Origin of the sequence: Acidaminococcus hominis (assembly GCF_022484025.1) — a bacterium.
Classification (GTDB): Bacteria; Bacillota; Negativicutes; order Acidaminococcales; family Acidaminococcaceae; genus Acidaminococcus; species Acidaminococcus hominis.
The window spans coordinates 523294-542271 of the sequence record NZ_JAKVMG010000001.1; the positions used below are offsets into that span (position 1 = coordinate 523294).

Sequence of the window (18978 nt, forward strand, 5' to 3'; positions counted from 1 at the left end):
ACTGCTACCTACTAATATCGGGTTTTATTTCTAGAAATCGTAGTCTACATGTTGTAAATTGGTAGTCTCGTAGTTGTAAAAAATAAAAATGGACATATTTGGTATAAACCACTTTTATTAAAGTGTTTTTTTTTAATAAATAATTAGAGGTGTATTTAATTGGAGAGTAGAGAAAAAAAAATAAATATTGGGGTTGGTTTTGTGACAGGACGTAAGCATTTTAAAAATTTAATAAAAATGTATGTAAATAACTGGAAAGAATCTGGATTAATACATAATCCCAATATTGCAATTCATTTATTTATTGCATATGATTTAAGTTATACTAACACGGCTATAGATGATTATACTATTACTGATCTCCAAATATTAAAAATGTTAGATTATATTTATTATTTAGATGAAGATACAGTTTCAAATGAAATAAAAATGTTGGTAGAAAAAGATATTATTACTCTAGATGAAGCTAAATTAATATTTGGTCGTGGGTATGCAATGAAAAGAAACGCAGTTTTATATTTTGCGATAAAAAGGAAAATTGATTATCTTGTTTTTTTTGATGATGATGAATATCCGGTAGCCAATATAAAAATTAATAATACTATTTTATGGAAGGGCGAAAATGTGTTATTGACACATATTAAAAATCTTATGTATGCAGACATAACACACGGGTATCATTGCGGATATATTTCGCCAATTCCACAAATAAAATTTAATTCTGAACTTTCGAAAAAAAAATTTCGTGTTTTTGTTGAAGCAGTAAGCAACGATATAATTAATTGGCAATCTGTAAAAACAAAAATGGATAGTGGTGGAATTACGTATGCAAACGTCAATATAGATATAAATAATAGAACAGTAAAGGTTAAGGAAAATAATGGAATGAAATTTATTTCTGGTTCTAACTTAGGTTTTAATTTAAAACAAATTGATAGAATATTTCCATTTTATAATCCTCCAGGAGCAAGAGGAGAAGATACATTTTTAAGTACGTGCATTTGCAATCGAGTTGTCAAAAAAATCCCTTGTTATATGTTTCATGATAGTTTTTTGTCCTGTGAACAGTTGCTTTTTGGTTCGTTGCCCAGTAATTTAAAAATTATGCAAGCTAATTCAGAAGATATTACTCAAAGATTTTTGAATGCATCTATTGGATGGATTCGGTATAAACCACTTTTACTTTATGTAACACAAAATAAAAATTATAAAAATGAAATTAATATAGTTGAAAAAAAGCTTGAAAAAGTTGTGCCATGTATATGTAATTACTTTAATGAAGAGAAATTTAGAATCATTTTAGATGAATTTGACTATTTTCATTTACATGTAAAAAAGCATTATAAGGATTTTAAACAAACTCAAATTGTATGGTCAAAATTAATGGATAGATTAAAAAAAAATGATGATAAAAATTATAGATAAGATGACAATTATTTGTTAAAAAACACTATATTTGTACGTTAGGGAGAAAAACCATATGAAAAACAAAAAAAATAAAATTGTTGTTATGGGAGATACCTGCATAAATGTATTACTTTGGAATATATTTCCTCAAGAAGAAAAAAAAATGAATTGGGAGAATAACATTCATTTACGCCGTGTGTATATACCCGGAGCCACATTCCTTTTAGCAAAGATGATTGTCTTGGCAACGAAGCAAGAGGTTATTTCTCCCACTATTCCTGAAGGTATTCATTTAGGGAGTGATTGTTTTTTGTATTCATTTATTGAAATCAAAACATATCCTCGTTCTGTTAATGAAGGGGAATCCAAAGTTTACAGAGTTAGTAGATTTATGGGGGTTTCAGAGGTATCAGATGAGTTCATGGCAATGGTACCATTAGAAAAAGATGCGATTGATGCCTCCATTGTTGTCATTGATGATGAAAATAATGGATTCAATCAAAATAATGAGTGTTGGCCTGTAGCGGTTCAAAGTACGAAAACAACCCCGCTTGTTTTTTATAAAATGGATAATCCGATAGAAGGTAATCCGCTGCTGCAACACTTAGTTAGATATCATAATGATACAACTATTGTTATTATTAATGCTGATAATCTTCGTTCAAAGGGCGTTAATATTAGTAAAAGTATATCTTGGGAAAAAACGGCACTTGATTTTACGTGGCAGCTGAAAAACAACCCTAACTTATCGTTTTTATTAAAGTGTAAATATCTTATTGTTCTTTTTGGATTAGAGGGGGTTATTTATTGTGAAAATGATGATATGCATCAATCGTTTTTATGTTTTTTGCCATATGAGTTTGAGGGAGATTTTAGAAATAATAATTGCGGAGAAATGTATGGAATAGTTTCGGCTTTTGTGGCCGGCTTTTCGGCGGCATTTTTAGACTATAGAGTAGAAGAACTTGTAATTTCAATTTTCCAAGGAATTCGTGAAGGCATGAGTGCCATGAGAAAATATTTTTATTATGGATTTGGTGCAAAGGTGATTAGTGATTCTTTTCCAAATGCGCGCATATTTGAACAAAATTTGATTACAGATCCTGTTTTTGAATATGTACAAGATGTAAAAATACCCAATGTTTTAAATAAAGAATATCAAGATAGTTGGTCTATTTTACAAGAGAAAAGCTCTGCTAGTATTGCACAAATGGCATTTGATTTAGTTAAAAATGGAGAAGAAAATGTTTTAATGCATATACCTACTGCTAAATTTGGAAAATTAAAAACAATAGATAGAATTGAAATTGAAAGCTATCATACAATACAGAATTTAATTTCAGAATATATTTCATCAAAAAATGCCAATAGACCCCTATCTATTGCAATATTTGGCACTCCTGGATCTGGCAAATCTTATGGTTTAAATCAAATGGCTATTAGTAAATTTTCTGAAAGTATAAAAAAAGTGGATTATAATATTTCTCAGTTTTCGACATCCTTAGAGTTACAAAAAGCATTTCATCAAATAAGTGATTCTAATCTAGAAGGAAAAATACCGTTTGTTATTTTTGATGAATTTGATTCCTATTTTCATGAAAACTGGGGATGGTTAAAATATTTTTTATCACCAATGCAAGATGGTGTCTATAAAGATGAAGAAGGGTTTCACCCTATTGGGAAAGCTATATTCGTTTTTGTTGGAGGGACTAGTAGCTCCTTTTCTGAATTTTGTGGAGAAGAAATTAAAATTGAAAAAGAAAAACAACTATTTTTGAATAAGTTTAGAGATAGTAAGGGACCTGATTTTATTAGTAGATTAAGAGGGTATATTAATATACTTGGACCCAATCAAGTGAATAGTTTTGATCAGTTTTTTATGATTAGACGAGCAATGTTAATAAGATCATTACTTGAACAAAAGTTTCCTCACTTGGTTAACGAAAAAGGAATTGCACAGATTGATAATGGTGTCCTTAGAGCGATGCTAAAAATACCAAAATATAAACATGAATCCAGATCTGTAGAGGCAATTATGGACATGAGTATGTTAACTAAGGCTAAAAAATGGGAACAATCTTTTTTACCACCTAAAGAGCAGTTAAAACTTCATCTTGATGAAAAATTATTTTTAAGATATATGATGCATGATGCCATTTTTAGTGAAAAAGTCGATATAATAGCGGAATTACTAAGAAATAAATTTAATGCGTTGGATGAAGCTATTGTTGTTACAGGAGATAACACTTCCTTGAAATGGGAAAAAATGGAAGAAGGACCACGAAATTTTTATAGAGATCATGTTAAAAATATTCCAGAAGCAATTTTATTAATACAATATGATATATTATATGTTGATAATAAAATTGATAACAATCCTTTTTCGGAAAAAGAATTAAATATACTTTTTCGGTATGAATATAAACGGCGCAAAATTTATGATAAGATGAAAAAAGTAAGCTTTGTATCTCAAGATATATCTTCAGGTGAAGGGCTTAAAATGCAAATTTATCAAATGGTTACACTTTGGATTAATGCACTTTCTGAAGCAAATTTTAAATTAGAAAGATTAAATACTATAAATTAACACTAATATATTGTAGATTGTCAATGCTTAGTCAAACATTTTTGGGGCTATGAATAAAAGTCTGTAAATAAGGTCTTCTATGATAGTTAATAAAGAATTAATAAATCGTCATTTCGTTAGGGCTATCATGCCAGTAATCTGTCAGCGTACATAATGACCAGTTCACCTCTTACCTTTCCCCAATTCCGAAGTGGCATAGTCCATTTCTTGGCAGCCTCGAAAGTGGACAGGTACAAAGCCTTGAGCAGAGCTTGTGAACTTGGGAAAACACTTCGCTGACGGTTTAAACGGCGGTAGGAAGAATTTAAACTCTCAATGGTATTCGTTGTATAGAAAGCTGTACGAACGTCTATCGAAAACTTAAAGATTGGTGTTATGACATCCCAGTGATCATGCCACCGTTTCATGGCTGCTGGATACTGGGACGTCCATTTCTTATCTACTTCCTCTAACCGTTTGACAGCAGTTTTTTCGTCAGGAGCGGTATAGATCGTCCGAAGATCTCTGGCAAAATTCTTCATGTCCTTATTGGCTACATATTTAAGGGTATTACGTACCATATGCACAATACAGCGCTGGTGTTCTGTTTTTGGGAAGGCTGCAGCAATCGCTTCCTTAAGCCCTGTGAGTCCGTCCGAGCAGAGGATAAGAAGATCCTGCACGCCACGGTTCTTAAGACCGTTCAGAACACCCCGCCAGTATTTGGATTGTCCGACTAAGTGTTGACAATCCAGTCAAGCATCTGATGTAATGTATAACTTTTATATAAATTTGTCTGTTTCATTTTTTGATCCAGATACGATATAAGAATCAATGATGTAAATAGGTTATATCAATGTCGCTGAATTTTTCCATGATATCCTATATTTTGCACACGGGGGTGTGCAAAATCCGGATTATCGTTGTATTGTATCAAATACAGGGTAGGATTGGATGGGGTAACATCCAGGCTGGCATCGCAATCCTCAAATTCAGTATTAAGGAGTGGGAAGATGATGAAAACGAAAAAACAATCTGAGTTGTCAGCAAAAATTTTGTTGGGAATTGTTGCTGCAGGTTTGACCTTTGGTGTGAACGGAATTACCCAGGCGGCAGACCTTGTGAATGTGGTGGGTACGACTGAAACGGCTAACTACTTCCACAATCTGACGCCAACAGCAGCACAATACAGATATGGCAATATTATGAACAATACTTTAAGTACAGAGAATTATACCGGTGATTCAGATGCCGCCACAGGTGGCGGTATTTTTCCACAATGTGCTTTTAGTACCACAGCACTGAAGGGAGTACAGACGATTGTTATCATTAATGGGGAGGTTTCCGGAAATACTGTTAAAGGTGCTCAATATCGTGCTGAAGGCGGCGGAGTATTTTTAAAGGGTTCTAATGTACTATTTGTAAATAAACCGATTACAAATAATAAAGCTATCAGTGTTGATTTTGCTCATGGTGGTGCGGTTGCTACCCATTACAATGGCAATTCTATAGAATATAATGGCAAAACATATAACTACCTTGTTCCAGGTTCTGTTTCTTTCTACGCCTTAACAAATAAAACTGTTTCTTATACTGGCAATGATATTATCTTAACGAATACAGCTGACTATAACAAGTTTGATGAATATGCTGGAGAGGCCATCGCTCCTTCTGGCGGCGGCTTTTTATCGCTCTTTGCCTACGGAAATGCAACTTTTAATACCTATGATGGTGCATCGATAACTGTCGGCAACGAAACGCCTGCTACTGCAACAGAAGACTCTATTTCCAGTGCCATCGTGGTTGACGGCAGAACAGATGTCCCCGAGCCAGCTATCACCAAGAAGGGGAACGGTACCCTGACTATTAATAGCAGCCTCAACAGATATTATGGTACGTTCACCCAACAAGCTGGTACGGTTAATCTAAATCAAGATCTGAATTGGGCCAACAAATATGACCTTCAAGCGGGCACGCTGAACTTAAAAAATGTTACGCTAGACAATATGTATGACAAGTTGAAGCTGGAAAATCTTGAAAGCACAATCGACCCAGATGACAGCAGTGTATTACATACTTCGACGTACCTTGCTTATTTTGATAAAACATATAATCATACTATCGTAAACTCTACAGGCAATCTTGTTACCGCTGCCGGTACCACCGTCAACGCACAGGATGTAACCCTGAAAGACGGCGGTTCTATTAACGCTGAAGGCGCCCTGAACCTCACCGGCGACCTGTCTGCAGACGCCTCCACCGTTACGGCTGCCAACGCTACCATTGGCGGCACTGTCTCGTCCACGAACGGTTCCACCGTTACCCTGGGCGGCGATAGCCTGGCCCTTAGCAAAGTCAATGTGGATGCAAACAGCAGTGTTGCCCTGAACGGCGGTACCTTAACCGCGACCAAGCTTGCTGATTCCATCACGGGCGGCGGCAAAGTTACCCTGGCTGGCACCGCAACCCTGGCCACCACGGCTAACCAGATCTTTACTGATACGGATACCACAGAAAAAACAGCAGGGGAAAATGCGCTGACAAGCACTGCGGATGCTTCTGTCAAGTTCAAGGCTGGTACCCTGTCCCTGAGTGATGACTACAGCTATACGTATTTGACCAATATCCAAGGCGTCATGGACGGCCTGGCCGACTCTACTACGGCTCTCGTCATGACCGGCAACCTGGTAGATACTACTGGTGTCAGCAATACCCTTTCCACCGATGCTATCAGCACCATCGGCAACACGGCTGCGTTGGACAGCGTTACTGTAAATACTGATAACAAAGATTTGGTTATCGGCAGCACCACTACAGAAGACGGCGCTGCATCCGTTTCTCGCGGCTTCAGCGTTGCTTCCCTGGACCTGGGTTCTGCTGACAGTGTTACCGTTACCGGCGGCCAAAGCCTGACCCTGGGCGGCCGCAGTACCACGGACGTTATCACCACCACTTCTTCTAACGGCAGTGCTGAAGTAGCTCTGACGGACGGCAGCTCTCTGACCATCGGCAACGCAGCCGTTACTGCTGACCAGACGCTGAACGTAAACGCTTCTGTAGCTGCTACCAACAGCACCGTAACCACCAACGGCCAAACTACGGTGGAAGGCAATGTAAGCCTGACCGACTCCACCATCGCTGCAAACACGGGTTCCCTGACCCTTGCCAAAGACCTGACTACTTCTGGCACCTCCACCATCACTGGCGACGTAGCTGTGGCAGGTACCATTACCGGCACTGCCAACACCACCCTGAACCTGGGCACCGGCACCACCGCAGCTACTCTGACGGCCGACAAAGTCAGCCTGAACGGCGGCACCCTGTACCTGGATCCTGTGTGGAACGGAGGTACACAAATTGACGGTACGGAAGTAGCCATCGAATCCCTGGATGGCACCAACGTAGTAGTAGGTGAAAACTCCACCCTGACCCTGGGTTCCAAGGATACCACCGCTGCTGAAAACATGTTCAAGGAAACGGGTCTGTCCTGGGGCTCTTCCGGCATCCTGTCCGCCCTGTATCTGGCTTCCAGCCAAGACCTGACCAATAACAGCATCGTGGTAAGCAGCACGGCTGACAATACCAAGGCTGGTACCGCCGGCACCTTCTCCATGGGAGACAATTCCCTCCTGATGGTGAGCGGCAGCACCGTATCCGGCAGCAATACCGCAGCCATCACCGGTGTTTCTACCACCAGCGTTTCTGATTCTGCCAAACTCTACATTTCCGGCGCCACCGCAGGCACCACCTATAACATCCTGTCTGGTTCCAGCGTCAAATCCGGCAACGCCTGGTACGCCGATGCCAATGCCGACACCACCAGCAACGTATTCACCCATAACCAGTTGCTGAAATTCGTGGGTGCTGAAGGCAACGGCGATACCCAGTACTCCGTTACCGCCGAAGCTAAGGACGCCACTGACGTTTATGGCAATGCCCTGAACGCAGCTAACGTAGTTTCCGCAGCTGTAGCTGCTGGCGGCGCCGCTGGTACCCTGTTTGGCAATGCGGCCAATAGCGACGTCCACAGCACCACCGCTTCTCAGGTAAACGCCCTGAACAGCGCCACCTCCCTCACCGAACTGGCTGGCGTTCAGCATGGTCTGTACACTGCTGGTAACCTGTTTACCGGCGCCGTTGCCAACCACTTGGCTGATGTCAAAGACACCACCCTGGATAAAGACCTGTGGGCTCACTACATCCATGACAAGGAAAACATCCGCGGCCTGGCTGTGGACGGCCTGTCCGGTGCAGACTACGATGCCCAGTACAACGGCGTGGTAGTAGGTTCCGACCTGTACCATAAGAATGGCGTGGTTGCCGGTGCAGCCCTGACCTACATGGACGGCTCCTTCTCCGGCAATACCGATACCGCTTCCACCAAGAATGATGCCGACTACTACGGCCTGAGCCTGTACGGCAGAGTACGCAGAGGCCAAACCTCCTACCTGGGCGACATCTCCTGGCTGCATGGCAAGAACGATCTCAGCCAGTACAACAGCGGCAGCGAGATTACCGGCGACGTTTCCTCCAACGCCTACACCGCCGGCGTACGGGCTGAACACGACTTCGCAGCCGGCGACGGCACCCTGACCCCGTATGCAGGTGTACGGTACGCCCACCTGGACTACGGCAACTACACCGACAGCCTGGGCATCCACCACGACAGCGACAACGCCAACCTGTGGCTGATCCCCGTAGGCCTGCGTTATACCCAAGACTTTGCGATGGACGGCTGGAACGTGAAACCCATTGCCGAAGCAGGCTACCTGTGGACCCTGGGTGACCGCAACAGCGACGAACGCCTGAACCTGAACGGTTCCTCCAGCACCTTCGGCTACGACGTATCCGACTCCGGCAGCTTCTACGGCCGCCTGGGCATCGAAGCAGAACACGGCCCCATGACCTATGGCCTGGGCTACCAGTACCAGAAAGGCAGCGACGTACGCAGCAACGTATGGAGCCTGGCCCTGCGGTACAAGTTCTAATAGGCTTTCCCCTTCCCTTCGGGGAAAGTGCACTTCCCATATATGAAAAACCAAAAAGAGCAGTCACAGCCCCATCTGTGATTGCTCTTTTTGGTTTAGTTTGCGGGAAGGTGCCTGACGTTAGGGAGGCGGATGGATCCAGTACGCACTAGCCCCTGCTGACCGCACGACCAAAAATCTGGTACAGAGTTTTCTACAGCAAAAATTTGCCCACGGGCAAATTTCCCGTCGTTGAGCTACCTAACGGTCCGCACTAGCCCCAAAAGGGGACAAATTTTCCCCCAATTGGGGGAAACGGCGCAAAGCGCCGATAGAGGAGCACTCTCCGTCTAATAGCCCTCAACATTTATGGGGAGGGTGTCGCACTCCGTGCGACGGGAAGGGCGGATGCCACCTGCGCCCGGAGTGGTTCGCGGCTTGCTGTTCATCATCGTCCTTCGGACTCGATTCACAGGCCGCTATCACAGGGGTCGTATATTCCACCCTTCTGCGGCTAAAGCCTTGAATGGTGGATACGACTCCCTGCGTGCGAGGTCAACTTCTAGAGAAAATACGCAATAATAATATACTTTATCCTGCTTATATACCCCCACATTGTGCTCAGTAAAAAGTAAGTTTAGAAATGTAGTGGTGCCTAATTGATTTCCTCAACCAAATGTTGCGGTCGCGTCCAAACAGCGTCGCAAGTATTCTATAAGCTGTTTGGTACACGCGAGCCATGTGATAGCCGTCCAAGAAGCAAGTCCGTGAGGACGCTGCTGATTGGAGCACGGCGAACCACTCGAGAGGTGTCACCGGAAGGTGACGAAGAGAGTTTAAAAAATGTAGAATAGCAATATTATTATACTTTACATCGAGTATAAAATATGCATTTAAACTTCCTTCGTCATCCCTGCGGGCTGACACCTACCACACGCTTGTGGTAGGCTTTCAGACCGCCACGGGTCAAGTATAATCTAAAATATAGTGCTGATATAAAGATGACCAGTACTTACTAAGAACGCTTCCTGCAAACGTGTAGGAAGTGGCACCGGTAGGTGCCGATAGAAGTTTAATTGCAGCTTTAGCGGCCATAGGCCGCAGAAGGAGCACTCTCCGTCATCCTTCGGATGCCACCTGCGCCCGCTTGCGTGCGAGGTCAACTTCTAGAGAAAATACGCAATAATAATATACTTAATCCTGCTTATATACCCCCCACATTGTGCTCAGTAAAAAGTAAGTTTAGAAATATAGTGGTGCCTAATTGATTTCCTCGACCAAACGTGGGAGATGCGCCTATTCCAAAGCTATTAAAGGCGCAGAGGGGGCACGAAACTGCGGGAAGGTGCCTGACGCTAGAAAGGCGTATGGGTCCGTCTAGACTATCTAATGATTCAAGTGCCTATAAAGAATAGTGTTGTCTTTTGTGGATGATAACAAACACCCCTGGAACGGCCGTAAGCCATTTCAGGGGTGTTAAGGTTTTGCAAGTTTTAATTTGCCATATTCAAATTAATGTAGGCCTGCATTTCTCTGTAGGCGTCAAGGCTGTCCTGGAGCTGGGGCAGGAGCATGGCGAAGTCGTGGGACATGCCGGGGTAAACGGTCAGGGTGACTTTGACGCCGTCTTTGACGGCTTTGTCGGTGAGTTTGGTGCAGTCATCCAGGAAGAGTTCATAGCCGCCGGCTTGGATCAGCATGGGAGGCAGTCCGGTCAGGTCGCCGTAGAGAGGGGACAGGCGGACATCATTCAGGGCCATGCCTTTGGGGGCGTAGCTGGGATTGTTGATTTCATGCAGCATTCCTTTATTGATTTCTCCCAGGCTCAGGTCTTTTTTCACGTTGTCCTGACGGGACGGGGACTGGGTTTCCATGGTGGTCCAGGGAGAGGGGAGTACTAGCAGGCCGGGTTGGGGCAGGTTTTGTTTTTTCAGTTCCAGGGCCAGGGCCAAAGCCAGGTTGCCGCCGGCAGAATCGCCGAAAAGAATCAGCTCTTTGGGATTGGTGCCGCGTTTCAGAATGGTCTTATAGGCGGTGACCATGTCGTTCAAGGCTGCCGGGTACGGATTTTTGGGAGCAATGCGATAATCCACCAGGTAGGTGTCCTTGGCATTGGCCACCACGGATTGCCGTACGGCCAGGTTCTTATAGTCGTTGTTCAGGGGGACGATGTAACCGCCGCCATGGACCTGGAGTACGGTGCGGTTGGGGTCGCCTTTGGGGTTCTCCAGTTTCACCATATTCAGCTTTTTGACCTTGAACGGGGTGTAGGTCCAGCCATCGGGCACGGAAAATTGGGAAGTCTCCGCACCGGTAACGGCCACTTTGAAATAGGCATCCATCTCTTTGTAGATGTAGGCCTGCTTGGCTTTGTCATCCTGGATTTGGACGCCTTGCTGGTTCAGGGACCAGGCGGGGGCGGCACTGACGGAAAAACCACCGGCAAATAAGCTGAAACCTAACAAGCCGGCTGCAGCCAGTCTGCGCAATTTGAGATTCATACAATCAGCTCCTTTACATTTTTATGAAAATTCACTTGTAGGACACATTTTCTGTATCTATTATACGCCTAATAATTGTTAGAGTCCAAGTAATTTATAAAATTTATAGAATATTTTAGGGCTGGGAATGGTTCACCTCTCCAGCTGCAGATTGATCAAGTCCCTGATTTCGGCGTAGGAATCGATGCTGTCCTGGAGCTCCGTCAGGTTCCTGACAAAGTCGTTGGGCATACTGGGGTACACGGTGAAGGTGACTTTCACGCTGTCTTCAGCGGCTTTTTGGGCCAGGGCTTTACAGTCGTCCAGAAAGAGTTCATAGCCGCCGGCTTGCCTCAGCAAAAGGAAAACACCCCAAAGCTGGAGTTTGGGGTCCAGTCTTGGGGTGTTCTTTTAGGGCTGGTGCGAATACGTTCAAGACAGCCTTACTAAGGTTTTTTGCTTATTTGGCCAGGTTCAGATTGATGAAGCTTTGGATTTCGGCGTAGGAATCCAGGCTTTCCTGGAGCTCAGGGATACACATATTGAAGTCGTGGGACATATTGGGATAGATGGTCAGGGTGACTTTCACATTGTCTTCAGCGGCTTTTTGGGCCAGGGTCAGGGCGTCATCCCGGAACAGTTCGTAGGCGCCGGCTTGAATCAGCATAGGAGGCAGGCCGGTCAGGTCGGCTTTTACCAGGGACAGGCGCGGATCGCTAAGCTTCATTCCTTTGGGGGCATAGGTGGGGTGATTGATTTCGTAGAACATTTTCTGGTTGGTTTCGCCCAGGACCAGGTCTTTCTTTACATTACCCTGGCGGGAAGCGGATTGGGTTTCGAAGGTGGCCCAGGGGGAATCCAGCACCAGCAGGCCGGGCTGGGGCAGTTTTTCTTCCTTTAATTTTACAGCCAGGGCCAGAGCCAGGTTGCCGCCGGCGGAATCACCAAAAAGGACAATCTGCTGGGGCTTGGTGCCTTGGGCCAGTACGGATTTGTAGGCGGTCAAGGCATCTTCCAGGGCTGCGGGGTACGGATTCTGGGGTGCCAGGCGATAGTTCACCATATAGGTGTCTTTGGCGTCTGCCAGTACGGCCTGGCGTACGGCCAGGTTCTTGTAGCCGTTGTGCAGGGGAACCACGTAGCCGCCGCCATGGAGCTGCAGGACGGTACGGTTGGCGTCGCCTTTGGGATTGGTTAATTTTTCCAGGGTAACGTTTTGGGCCTGGTATTTGGTGTAGGTCCAGCCGTCGGGGGCAGCAAAGTCTGCGGGCTTTTGGGCGGGATGGAAATAGGCATCCATGCGCTTGGCCACGTAGGCCTGTTTGGCGGTGTTTTCTTCAATTTTGACGCCGGGTTGGTTCAGGCTCCAGGCTGGAGCAGCGTAAACGGAAAGGGAGCCGGCAAAAAGGCTGAAGCCTAAGATGCTGGCGGTGATGACTTGACGCAATTTGGTATGCATTGGGGTACCTCCTTTGGTACAAACAAGATAGATTATTTTTATTATAAACCTGGAACCCGGCTCTAAGGCAAGAGTGTGAAGGCAAAAAGCTGATAGAATCTGGCTATCCTGGACTATACGCAAAAGCTATCGGTGCTATGCAGAAGGGGCAGTTGTAAATGCTTTGATTTCTACTATAATAGTAGAGTACAGAAAATTGTCTAGGAAAGTGTGAACGAGATGAGTGACGGAATTCGGAAAGGGAATCTGTGGAAGCAGATTCTGTTATTTGCCCTGCCCCTGGCGGCTACCACCATGCTGGAGCAGCTGTTCAACTCCACGGACGTGATTGTGGTGGGACGGTTTGCCAGCAGCAATGCTTTGGCAGCGGTGGGCAGCACCAGTTCGGTGGTGAATTTGTATATTACGATTTTTACGGGACTGGCCATTGGGGCCAATGTGCTGACGGCCCAGAACATTGGAGCCCGGAATCAGGCCAAGGTAACCCAGGCAGTGCATACGTCCTTGGCTCTGGCGCTGCTTAGCGGGCTATTGATGACCCTATTTGGGTACTTTACGGCGGAGCCGCTGCTGGTGGCCATGGGGACGCCGGCGGAAATCATGGATCTGGCGGTAAGCTACCTGAGAATCTATACCCTGGGGTCCATTTTCATCATGCTGTACAACTTTGAATCGGCCATTATGCGGGCCAACGGGGACACCAAAAGGCCCCTGTACTGCCTGCTGTTTTCCGGGGCACTGAATGTGGTGCTGAACTTGTTCTTCGTTATCGGCTGCGGGCTGTCGGTGGCCGGGGTGGCCATTGCTACGGTGCTGGCCAACGGGGTAGGGGCGCTGCTGCTCCTGCACTTTCTCCGGTCGGAAAAGAATATGGTTCAGGTGCGGCTGTCCTGGGTGCGGCTGGATATGCCCATGCTCCGGGAGATTCTGCGGATTGGGATTCCGGCGGCCATTCAGGGGGCCATGTTCAATGCGGCCAATGTGGTAATCCAGACTGGGTTCAACCAGTTGGGGGCAGACATTATTGCGGCCTCCACCATTGGGGTCAATGCGGAGATTTTTGCCTTCTACCTGATGAACAGCTTCAACCAGGCGGCGGTTACCTTCAACGGGCAGAATTTCGGGGCAGGGAACTACGCCCGGTGCCGGAAGTCCACCCGGGTGGCCATGATTCTGGCGGAAGTGATTTCCATGGGCTTTGTGGGGCTGCTGCTGGTATTCCGGGTGCCGTTTGCGGCACTGTACACCACCAGCCAGACCATCATCGAACTGGCGCAGGTGCGGTTAATCTACGTGCTGCCCTTTGAAGTGTTCAACATTATGATTGAAGTGTATTCCGGGTCCCTGCGGGGGCTGGGGTATTCTTCCGTGCCGGCGGCTATGTGTGCCATTTTCGTCTGCGGCGTGCGGCTGTTGTGGCTGTTTTTGGTATTCCCCCGTTACCATACGTATTTCTGCCTGTTGGTGGTGTACCCCATCAGCTGGATCCTCACCAGCGGAGCGCTGGCGGTGTGCTACTACAGCATAAGAAGAAAGGTGTTGCCACTGAAGACGGTGGAAGCCTGAGAAAAAATAATAGCTTGGCAACAACTCCCCTCCAAAAGGAAAATGGCGGGGAGTTTTCTTATGGGAAGTTTAGAAGACTTTCTTCGGCAGCCTCTATGGCACGGGTAGATTTTCTTTTCAAATTCTGCTGCAATGTTGTAAAAACAACATACTTCTTTCGCCCTTATATGTATACTAAAATTATACAGAAGGCTGTAAGGTACAGCGGTAAATCGATGTATGCAGTTAAGAAAGGAAATTTCTATGGCAAATCCCAAAACTTTCCAAGTAGATATAGAAAAATGCAAGGCCCTGGTTCAGCTGAAAAGGGACTATTTCAGCGGCAAGCTGTCTTTTGAGGAGGCCCGTGAGCTTCTGGTGCAGCGGTTTCCGGTGGTGACGCCGGAAGAGTTCGCCTATGGGGAGCAGCAGCTGAAGGAAGAAGGGGTCACGGACCAGGATATGCAGGACCGGATGGACGACCTGCTCCGGCTATTTGAACCGGTCTTGCAGGTGCGGAAGCTGGACAGCCTGCCGGAGGGGCACCCGGTAAAAAGCTATCTGGACGAAAACCGGGCGCTGGAGCCGGTACTGGCCCAGGCGGAAGCCCTGCTGCAGAAAGACAAGTTCATCAAGAACCCCTGGCTGGAGGTATACGACAAGCTGCTGGCGTATATCAAACACATTACCCGGAAGCACAACCAACTGTTTCCTTTCCTGGAAAAGGCGGGATTTGACCGTCCCACCGCCGTGATGTGGGCCTTTGACGATGCGGTCAGGGACAAAATCCTGAAGGGCAGCCGCCTGCTGCAGCAGGGGAATGAGACAGAATTTCTGGCCTTTCAGCCAGAAGTGGTGGCCGACCTCCGGGATATTATGGGGAAAGAGGAAACCATTCTGTTTCCTACGGCGCTCCGGGTGCTGACGGAGGGGGACTTCCGGAAAATGCGCATTGGGGAGGAAGAAGTGGGCTTTGCCAACATCCCGGAACCGATGGGCTTTCTGCCGGAAAAGGCCCAGCCCCAGGTGCAGGGTGCAGCGGTGCCTCAGGGCTTTATGGGGGAACTGGACGCACTGCTGCAAAAGTACCAGGTGGGGAAATCGGCCCAGGAATTCCTGGACGTGGCCAATGGGCAGTTGACCCTGGAGCAGATCAATTTAATCTACCGGCATTTGCCCATTGACCTGACCTTCACCGATGAAAACGACATTGTAAAGTTCTACTCGGATTCCAAGGAGAGAATCTTTGACCGGAGCGCCGGGGTAATCGGCCGGGTCATGCAGAACTGCCATCCCCGTTCGGTGCTGCCGGTGGTGAACAAGGTGGTGGAGCTGCTGCGCACCGGGCAAAAGGATAAAATCGAGTTCTCCCTGCGGAAGAAGGGAATGCTGGTTCACGTGAACTACATTGCCGTGCGAGACGAAAGCGGCAAGTTCCGGGGCATCCTGGAAACCATGCAGAACATTGCCCCACTGAAAAAGGATTTCGAAGGGGACCTGGTGGAGGCGGTGCCGTCTTCCCATAAAGCAGAGAAAACTCCTGGGGAGCAGGAGAAGCCGGAAGCAAAAGAGGCAGCGGGGGCTGCCCAGCAGGATCCGGCGGAAACAGTGGACCTGTCCATTACCATGGCGGGGCTGATGGATAAGTACCCGTATCTGAAGGACTATTTCGTCACGCTGAACCCCATGTTCAAGAAGATGCAAAATCCCATTACCTTTGCGGCGGTGGGGCGGTTTGTAACGCTGCAAATGGTGGCGCAGCGGGGCGGCTTTGTACCGGAAGAACTGCTGGAAAAGGTACGGGCAGAGATTCGAAGACACCAATAAGCGGGAAATAGAAAAGGGGAAAACAAAAAATGACTTGCGGCTCCTATGGGGGGGAGTTCACAAGTCATTTTTGTGCATTGTGTTGGGATTATTAAGGGTGGCAGGCAGCTGCGCCTGTCGGGCTGCTCTTACAGTCTATGGGAGGAGTTCAGTACGTCCTTCATCTTGTGGGCAACCATTTGTTTGATGGCTTCGCGGCCCTTGCCCAGGTAGGAACGGGGATCGAAGTCTTCCGGATGTTCTGCCAGGTATTGGCGGATGGAAGCGGTCATGGCCAGACGCAGGTCAGTATCGATGTTGATTTTGCAGACGCCGAAGGTGCCGGCTTTTTTCAGCATATCTTCCGGGCAGCCCTGTGCGCCTTCGATTTTGCCGCCAAATTCGTTGCATTTTGCCACGAATTCAGGCAGTACGGTGGAAGCACCATGGAGTACCAGGGGGAAGCCGGGCAGCAGGTTGGTGATTTTTTCCAGACGGGCAAAGTCCAGTTCGGGTTTGCCTTTAAATTTGTAGGCGCCGTGGCTGGTGCCGATGGCGATGGCCAGGGAGTCAACGCCGGTGCGTTCTACGAATTCTACAGCCTGGTCCGGATCGGTGTAGGTGGCGTCTTTGGTGTTGACCTTGACGGCATCTTCTACGCCGGCCAGTTTGCCCAGCTCAGCTTCTACTACAACGCCTTTGTTGTGGGCATAATCTACTACCCGTTTGGTCAGTTCGATGTTTTCTTCGAAGGGATATTTGGAGCCGTCGATCATTACGGAGGTGAAGCCGCCGTCTACGCAGGCTTTGCAGATATCGAAATCAGCGCCGTGGTCCAGGTGGAGCACGATGGGCAGGTTGGTGTCTTCTACAGCAGCCTGTACCAGGCTCAGCAGGTAGGCGTGTTTGGCATATTTGCGGGCGCCGGCGGAAACTTGCAGGATCAGGGGAGATTCTTCCTCTTTGGCTGCGTCTACAATACCTTGGATAATTTCCATGTTATTGACGTTAAAAGCGCCTACAGCATAATGGCCTTCATAGGCTTTTTTGAACATTTCTTTAGAAGTTACTAATGGCATATTTGACCCTCCTAGATTTTTTCTACGGTACTCATTATACCATACCTGGGGAAAATTTTCCCTGCTGAATGTAGGCCAAAAAGTCGGCAGGCAGGGGCGCGGTAATCCGCAGGGGCGCCCTGGTCAGGGGGTGTATAAGCTCCAGGGTTTTTGCGTGGAGCAGGTGGCGGCTCTGGGGCCCCGGGGGACCGTACAGGTGGTCGCCTGCCAGGGGATGGCCGGCGTGGGCGCAGTGGACCCGTATCTGGTGGGTGCGGCCGGTTTCCAGGGTAAACTGGACCAGGTCATAGTCCCCAAAGGTCTCAAGGACCTGGTAATGGGTAACGGCCGGGGCGCCGCTGGGGTCCACCTGGCGGCGGATAATGGAGCCGGGAGCCCGGGCAATGGGGCCATTCAGGCAGCCCTTGGGCGGGTCCCAATGGCCTGTGGTAAGACCCCAGTATTCTTTGCGGAGCTTCTGCTGGCTGAGCATATGGTGGATGCAGGCGTTTTTGGCAAAAAGCACCAGGCCGGAGGTTTCCCGGTCCAGGCGGGAGACCGGGTGGATGGCGGCGGGAATCTGGTGAGTCTGGTAATACCAGGCTACCCGGCGGCTCAGGGCCGGCTGGGGGTCAGGACTGGAATTGTGGGTTACCAGACCGGCAGGCTTGTTTACCGCCAGCAGCACGTCATCTTCGTAGACGATGTCTAGAGCCGCGGGCTCGGGCTCCACGGCGGAGGTCTCGGGAAGAAATTCCCAGGTGACGGTGTCGCCGGGGCTCAGCAGCAGGTCCCAGGACGTGGGAGCGCCGTTAACCTTCAGGACGCCGGCTTCCTTACATTTCTTCCAATATTGCTGGCTCATACCCCACTGGAGCAGCAGGGTCTTCAGGCGTAGGGGGGACTTTTCAGGGCTAAGGGTTAGACTGGGCAAAGGGAACCTCCTTGGGGCAAGTGTTGACTATGGGGGAAACATCAGTTAAGATGAACGGGTGGAAAGAACGTACAGGCTTTTTGGCTGTACGGCTATCTACACCAATAATACGCAATCCACGCAGGAATGGGGATATTAAATGAACAAGAAGATATTGGCCTTGGCGGTGCTGGGCTGTACGCTTTTCAGCAGCCAGGCTTTGGCAAAAGACGCAGATTGGAACCTCCTGGGCGAAAACAAGTCCGGGGCTTACTATGTGGACGCAGCTTCCCTTAAACCGGTGGGCAAGGAAGCGGACCTGACCCAGGCTTCCACCAAGGCGGTATTTAAGGACAAGGCGTTTTTGCGCATTCTTAACGACCACTTTGCCAAAAAACTGAAGGAAAACGATACAGCGGCCGGTTGTGAGCTTATTGTAACACTGAATTCGGTCCAAAACACCTATAAAATTGACCAGATCAAAGTGGTATCGGAAAAGGGCAAGACCTTGGAGTCCAGAAAGCTCCAGGAGGAGTTCTCTCCCATTCCGGCCAGGACCTTTGTGGCACAGCTGAACCAGGAAGTGAAGGCCTGGAAAATCCAAAAAAGCCACCCCTTGACTGTAGGGCGGGTAAAGCCCGGGGAAAAGGGCAAGCGGCTGAAGGTGAAGAAGGCTTCCAGTTCTCCTGCACTCCGGGTGGGCAAGGCAACCAAGCCTAAGGCTGCAAAAGCAAAGGTTGTACCCGTGAAGAAAACCCAGAAAGGAACCAACTAACT

General features: G+C 47.5%; 11 protein-coding genes and 1 pseudogene. 6 read left to right on the forward strand and 6 right to left on the reverse strand.

The features are described 5' to 3' along the window. Positions 1-159 precede the first annotated feature (159 nt). A complete protein-coding gene (locus LKE88_RS02495; protein ID WP_276802650.1) occupies positions 160-1425 on the forward strand; it encodes a hypothetical protein in 1266 nt (421 codons plus the stop codon). Between the two features lie 55 nt (positions 1426-1480). Beyond that, complete coding sequence (locus LKE88_RS02500) at positions 1481-3994, forward strand: hypothetical protein (protein WP_276802651.1); 2514 nt, start codon at positions 1481-1483, stop codon at positions 3992-3994. Between the two features lie 125 nt (positions 3995-4119). On the opposite strand, the pseudogene LKE88_RS02505 reads toward LKE88_RS02500, so the two are convergent. Continuing rightward, positions 4120-4701: pseudogene (locus LKE88_RS02505) on the reverse strand (IS256 family transposase); the annotation flags it as partial. Between the two features lie 285 nt (positions 4702-4986). On the opposite strand from LKE88_RS02505, the gene LKE88_RS02510 reads away from it, so the two are divergent. Continuing rightward, complete coding sequence (locus tag LKE88_RS02510) at positions 4987-8961, forward strand: autotransporter domain-containing protein (RefSeq protein ID WP_276802653.1); 3975 nt, start codon at positions 4987-4989, stop codon at positions 8959-8961. A gap of 1472 nt (positions 8962-10433) precedes the next feature. Here the strand turns inward: LKE88_RS02510 and LKE88_RS02515 are convergent. From LKE88_RS02515 to LKE88_RS02525, 3 genes are all read right to left on the reverse strand, one after another. Continuing rightward, positions 10434-11441 (reverse strand): alpha/beta hydrolase fold domain-containing protein, encoded by a 1008-nt coding sequence (locus LKE88_RS02515; RefSeq protein ID WP_105325517.1) that lies wholly within the window; start codon positions 11439-11441, stop codon positions 10434-10436. Positions 11442-11573: 132 nt separating this feature from the next. Beyond that, on the reverse strand, positions 11574-11780 hold the full coding sequence (locus tag LKE88_RS02520) for a hypothetical protein (protein ID WP_105325516.1): 207 nt from the start codon (positions 11778-11780) through the stop codon (positions 11574-11576). Positions 11781-11880: 100 nt separating this feature from the next. Continuing rightward, entirely contained in the window at positions 11881-12879 is a 999-nt protein-coding gene (locus LKE88_RS02525; RefSeq protein WP_105325515.1) for an alpha/beta hydrolase, read from the reverse strand. 219 nt (positions 12880-13098) lie between these two features. On the opposite strand from LKE88_RS02525, the gene LKE88_RS02530 reads away from it, so the two are divergent. Together LKE88_RS02530 and LKE88_RS02535 are read left to right on the forward strand one after the other, a co-directional pair. Continuing rightward, complete coding sequence (locus tag LKE88_RS02530; RefSeq protein ID WP_105325514.1) at positions 13099-14445, forward strand: MATE family efflux transporter; 1347 nt, start codon at positions 13099-13101, stop codon at positions 14443-14445. A gap of 243 nt (positions 14446-14688) precedes the next feature. Beyond that, positions 14689-16251, forward strand: a complete 1563-nt coding sequence (locus LKE88_RS02535; RefSeq protein WP_105325513.1) for a PAS domain-containing protein — start codon at positions 14689-14691, stop codon at positions 16249-16251. 128 nt (positions 16252-16379) lie between these two features. Here the strand turns inward: LKE88_RS02535 and fba are convergent, their stop codons facing one another. Both fba and LKE88_RS02545 read right to left on the reverse strand, forming a co-directional pair. Continuing rightward, complete coding sequence (gene fba / locus LKE88_RS02540) at positions 16380-17309, reverse strand: class II fructose-1,6-bisphosphate aldolase (protein WP_105325512.1); 930 nt, start codon at positions 17307-17309, stop codon at positions 16380-16382. Positions 17310-17343: 34 nt separating this feature from the next. Further along, the gene (locus LKE88_RS02545; RefSeq protein WP_231086280.1) at positions 17344-18222 is read right to left on the reverse strand and encodes an RluA family pseudouridine synthase; all 879 of its coding nucleotides are present in this window, start codon (positions 18220-18222) and stop codon (positions 17344-17346) included. 139 nt (positions 18223-18361) lie between these two features. On the opposite strand from LKE88_RS02545, the gene LKE88_RS02550 reads away from it, so the two are divergent. After that, positions 18362-18976, forward strand: a complete 615-nt coding sequence (locus LKE88_RS02550; RefSeq protein WP_105325511.1) for a hypothetical protein — start codon at positions 18362-18364, stop codon at positions 18974-18976. Positions 18977-18978: the final 2 nt, after the last annotated feature.